The 4,840-nt window shown below is 68.8% G+C and carries 6 protein-coding genes; 2 read left to right on the top strand and 4 right to left on the bottom strand.

Annotation, left to right across the window (positions count from 1 at the left end; genetic code table 11):
* Both QOC69_RS32235 and QOC69_RS32240 read left to right on the top strand, forming a co-directional pair.
* Positions 1 to 364 (top strand): MerR family DNA-binding protein (locus tag QOC69_RS32235; protein WP_526446559.1); only part of this gene is annotated, 364 nt, incomplete at its 5' end.
* Positions 365 to 456: 92 nt separating this feature from the next.
* Positions 457 to 777, top strand: a complete 321-nt coding sequence (locus tag QOC69_RS32240) for a DUF1707 domain-containing protein (protein WP_526446560.1) — start codon at positions 457 to 459, stop codon at positions 775 to 777.
* Between the two features lie 131 nt (positions 778 to 908).
* Here the strand turns inward: QOC69_RS32240 and QOC69_RS32245 are convergent, their stop codons facing one another.
* From QOC69_RS32245 to QOC69_RS32260, 4 genes are all read right to left on the bottom strand, one after another.
* Positions 909 to 2,798 (bottom strand): copper resistance CopC/CopD family protein, encoded by a 1,890-nt coding sequence (locus QOC69_RS32245; RefSeq protein WP_526446561.1) that lies wholly within the window; start codon positions 2,796 to 2,798, stop codon positions 909 to 911.
* 328 nt (positions 2,799 to 3,126) lie between these two features.
* On the bottom strand, positions 3,127 to 3,387 hold the full coding sequence (locus QOC69_RS32250; RefSeq protein WP_526446564.1) for an SHOCT domain-containing protein: 261 nt from the start codon (positions 3,385 to 3,387) through the stop codon (positions 3,127 to 3,129).
* Between the two features lie 82 nt (positions 3,388 to 3,469).
* Complete coding sequence (locus QOC69_RS32255) at positions 3,470 to 4,309, bottom strand: sulfurtransferase (RefSeq protein WP_526446562.1); 840 nt, start codon at positions 4,307 to 4,309, stop codon at positions 3,470 to 3,472.
* 117 nt (positions 4,310 to 4,426) lie between these two features.
* Positions 4,427 to 4,840: methyltransferase domain-containing protein (locus tag QOC69_RS32260; protein ID WP_526446563.1), on the bottom strand; the 414-nt coding region annotated here is incomplete at its 5' end.

Consider the following 4,840-nt stretch of genomic DNA (forward strand, 5'->3'; position numbering starts at 1 on the left):
CCTGCTGCCCGCCCCCGCCCGCACCCCGGCCGGTTATCGCGATTACGGAGCCGAGTCCATCGACCGGCTGGAATTCGTCGGCCGCGCCCAGTCCGCGGGCCTGTCGTTGCGGGAGGTCCGTCAGGTGCTGGCCATCGCCGATCGAGGCGATGCTCCGTGCGAACACGTGGTCAGCACACTGCAGGCTCGGCTCGATCAGGTGCGGGCCACGATCGCGGAACTGTCCAGTTTGGAAACCCATCTGGCCGCGCTGCTCGATCACGCCAACACCGCGGAGCCGATCGAGGAGGCCGGGGTCTGCTGGATCCTGGAAAGCGATCTGGCCGATCCCGGGTCCGCGGGCCGAGCGGCCGTCGAGGTGTGAACGAATCCAGATCGGTGGACAGCTCCTCCGGGTCTACTATGTAGGTACGTAGATAGTGGGGCGCTCCGATCGCCGAACCGGGAGGATTGATCATGCAGGCAACTGACGTGCGGGCAGCCGACGCCGACCGTGAGCGCGCGCTCGCAGAGCTTGAGCGGCACACGTCTGCCGGACGGCTGAGCATGGACGAGTTCTCCGACCGTGCCGCCGCGGTGTACCGGTCGCGCACCATGGGCGAGCTGGCTGCACTCACCGCAGACCTGCCGCCCATTCCTGAGCCGCTTCCGCCCGTCACGGGGGTCCCGCGCTCCTTGGTGATGACGCTGGTCATGATCGCCGCCGCGCTAGCGCTGCTCGGTCTTGCCGCTGCGGCGCATGCCGGCCCACTGATGAGCGGCCTGGGATGCGGCTAGCGCCGACTCTGCTGACGCCGGTGCGTGGGGTCCGTACGCGGGTGGCGACTCCGCCCCCGAACCGATGGTCGCGGCACCGAGGCCTTGCTCCCGGTGGGAAGGCTGAATGCCGGCCGGTAGGCATCGCTTGATCAGTCGTGGTCGGGGTACACGATCCGCCTGGTGACGAGATGGCTTGGGTCGGTCAGGGTTTCGTCAGCGATCCGCCCCGCTTTGTCGAGGGTGAGGAGCATCGAGATCGACGCGGCAGGGTATCCGAGGGCGAGCCGGGTCGCGCCGCTGCCGCTCGAGACACGAACCGCCTGCGGGGCGCTGCCCGCCGCGTAGGGCTGCTGTGACACGAAGAACTCTGCCGATAATTCCAGCGGTGTGGGCGCACCGGCGCCCGACGTCGAGTCGCTGGTCACCGATTCGTAGACGGTGATCTGGCCGGCGGCCCGGGTGGCGGCTACGGCGCGAGCGAGGTCCTCGGCGCCCGGGCGCGTCGGCCACGGCACCAGCAGGCTCACCGGGCCGCCCCGAGCGTCGTCGGCCCCGGCGGCCAGGCTCAACACGTTGTCGCCGTCACCCCAGGCCGCGCTGGCCACGAAGCAACCCTGCCCGCAGCCGCGAAACGGCAGTGTCGCGTCGGCACCGTCGGGTCGGCCGAACCGGCCGGACAGGGTGTAGTGCCGGTCGGGTTGCGCGGCGTAGAAGTCCCCACGTTGTGGTGCCGACAGCCGTACCACCAGTTGCCCGTCGCTGGCGGCGACGGCGACTCCGATCTGGCCGGCGAGGGTCCCCAACGGCAGCACCAGACCTCGGGGTTCCGGTGGCGCTGGTTGCACCGCGCCTCTCGCCGGCGTCGTGGACACCAGTGTCGCGCTGAGCGCGAGCACCGCGACCAGGGTAATGCTTTCGACGCGAATCACGCTGGGCACCTTCGAGATACCGGATTCGTTGCGTTGGATCCTGCGCGCCGTCAAGGCCAGCGTGGCGGCGGCGGCGACGAGGACGAGTTTGACCACCAGGACCCGGCCGTAGTCGGTGGAGAACACCTCGGACAGCGGTAGCAGCACCAGCGCGGACACCACACCGGTGGCGATGACGACGGGGAACGTCCACACCGCGAGCCGCATGTAGCCGCTGAGCACCCATCGCAGCGCCGCTGGTTCACCCCGCCAGGCCAGCACCGCCAGCGTCGTCGCGACGAGGGCGCCGACCCAGATCGCCGCGGCGCCCAGGTGCACACCGGTGAGCAACGCGCCCCACACTCCGGCCACGGTATGGGCGTGCGACCGCCATCCCTCCGCGCCGACCACCACCAGCAGCGGCAGCAGGGCCCACGCTCGGCGTCGCACACCGACAACGGCCAGCGCCGCGAGCAGTCCGGCAGCTTCGACCGACAGGATTATCCCAGAACCGTCGCGCCACAAGACATTCACCCGTCCGGCCTCGGCCACCATCTCGGCCCCGAGGCCGGCCACCGCGGCCAGCGCGACCAGCAGGGCGCCGATGGTCCATGACCTCGTCGGCGGAAGCCGCGGGTTTTCGGCTCGCGCCGAGGAGGTGAACCGTTGGGCGATCAGACCGCCGAACGCGATCGCGAAGCCCCCGAACAGCAGCCAGCGCAGCCCTGCGGACAGCCAGGCGATCGGCGGCCCGTTGGTGCCCGACGCTGCGGCGGTCAGCGCGTAGCCGACGCCGAACCGGAATTCCTCTTCGACCAGGTCGCCGTCGGTGCCGGTGGCGCGCCAGCGCACGGTGTAGCTGCCCGGCGGCAGCGGCGCGCTCGGGCGTGCGGTCACCACCTGCCCGCCACGCGCGGTTCTCGCGACGCCGATCGGCACCGTCGCGCCGTCCTTGTCGAGCAGCACGACCGCGTCGGCGCCGATGGTGACCGGTTCGTTGAACATCAGCGTGATCGCCTGCGGCGCAATCGGTACCGCGGTGTCGGCGGCGGGATCGGTGAACAGCAGCGTCGGGTGCGCCGCCGCCGTCCCGGCGGCACCGACGCTGAGCACCGCCAATGCGACCAGCACGGCGAGCACCCCCATGGCGCGGCGGACGCCGGTGGTTCTCGACTGGCCGCGCGGCGACCGCGCAGGCCACGAAACATGTCGACTCGTCACCGGCGTCGACACATCAACGACCGACCGAACGAACCGGGTGCAGTGCTTCAACCTGGCGAGGCAGGCGGCGGCCCCCCGCACACGATGGTGATGCGTCGGGGAACCGACCGTCGGGGGTGAATGTCCTTGGCGGCCAATGATCCGGCGACCGCCTGAGGTCGCCGTGGTCGTTGTTGCGAGCGGGACGGTAGCGGTCGCAATGACCGGTACCCTCCGGCAATGCTGGAGTGCATCGCGGTCACCGGGGTTCGCGCAGCAGCGCGAGGCGTTGTCGATATTCGTCGTCGTCGATCTCGCCGCGTGCGAAGCGTTCGCTGAGCAGATCCTGCGCGCCTGGCTGCCAGGAACCGGGCGGGCCGGCGGCAGTGCTGCTTGGGCCTACCAGATAGCGGATGGCGAGGACGACGGCGGTGATCACCGCGGCCCAGAACAACACCATCACGACGGTCATCAGGATCCAGCCGCCCCATCCCCAGCCGTTACTGCCGTACCACATCATCATCGTCTACCCTTTCCTCACATTTCCGGAATGAACTCGCAGATCGCGAGTTCGCCTTGCGTATGCGCCCTGAGCCGCACCGTCATTGACCATCGCCCAGCTCGATCGGTACACCGACGAGGGAGCCGTATTCGGTCCAACTGCCGTCGTAGTTCTTCACGTCGGAGTGCCCGAGCAGCTCCCGCAGCACGAACCAGGTATGCGAGGATCGCTCACCGATGCGGCAGTACGCGATGGTCGGCTGGGATCCGTCCAGGCCGGCGTGGGCGTAGATCGCCGTCAGGTCCTCGTCGGACTTGAACGTGCCGTCCTCGTTGGCGGCCCTGCTCCACGGCACGTTGATCGCGCCGGTGATGTGACCGGCACGCTGTGCCTGCTCCTGTGGCAGGTGCGCGGGGGCCAGTATCTTGCCGGAGAATTCGTCGGGGGACCGGACGTCGACCAGGTTCTTGGTCCCGATGGCGTCGAGGACTTCGTCGCGGAACGCGCGGATCGACACGTCCGGCGCCTCGGCCTTGTATTGGGTGCCCGGCCGGTCGACGGCCTCGGTGCTCAGCGGGCGAGCGTCGAGTTCCCATTTCTTGCGGCCGCCGTCGAGTAGCTTGATCTTGTCGTGCCCGTAGAGCTTGAAGTACCAGTAGGCGTAGGCGGCGAACCAGTTGTTGTTGCCGCCGTAGAGGATCACGGTGTCGTCGCCTGCGATGCCACGGTCAGACAGCAGCTCGGAGAACCGGTCCTGGTTGACGAAGTCGCGGCGCACCGGGTCCTGCAGGTCGGTGCGCCAGTCGAGTTTGACCGCACCCTCGATGTGACCACCGTCGTAGGCGGTGGTGTCCTCGTCGACCTCGACGAATACGACGTTCGGGTTGTCCAAATTCAGCTCAGCCCAGTCGGCGGTGACCAGGACGTTGTTGCGGCTCATGCGGTGACTCCTGATATCCGGGTTGGGATTGGTTCCCAATGCGTGTGCTGGCTGATGACCCGTGACCGTCGGGTGCGGCTGTGGTCGATACCGGTCGCGAACGGCGTTCACTGCCTGTTATGGGGTGCTGGGTTTGCGGGCGACGAGGCGTTCGACGAGGCCCAGCTTGAACCGCTCGACACGTTCGATGTCGAATCCGGTCGCGCGGACCTGGTTCAGTGGGCGGCGCAGGAAGTGTTCGCCGCCCAATGGGACGGTGACGGTTTCCAGGACGCGCTGCACCACACGCGTGGGCCGCGAGGAGCTTTCGATGTGATCGACGAGGATGAGTCGTCCACCGGGTCGCAGGACTCGGGTCATCTCGGAGATGGCCACGGTGGGGTCAGGGATCGCGCACAGCCCGAATGTGCAGACGACGGTATCGAAGGAGGCGTCGGTGAACGGGAGCGCGTGAGCGTCGCCCTGCAGCAGGGTGGCGGTGCGCCCAAGCTCGCCGGCCCGGGCGCGGGCGATGTCGAGCATCGGGTCGCT

Origin of the sequence: Mycobacterium sp. (assembly GCF_032162105.1) — a bacterium.
Taxonomy (GTDB): domain Bacteria; phylum Actinomycetota; class Actinomycetes; order Mycobacteriales; family Mycobacteriaceae; genus Mycobacterium.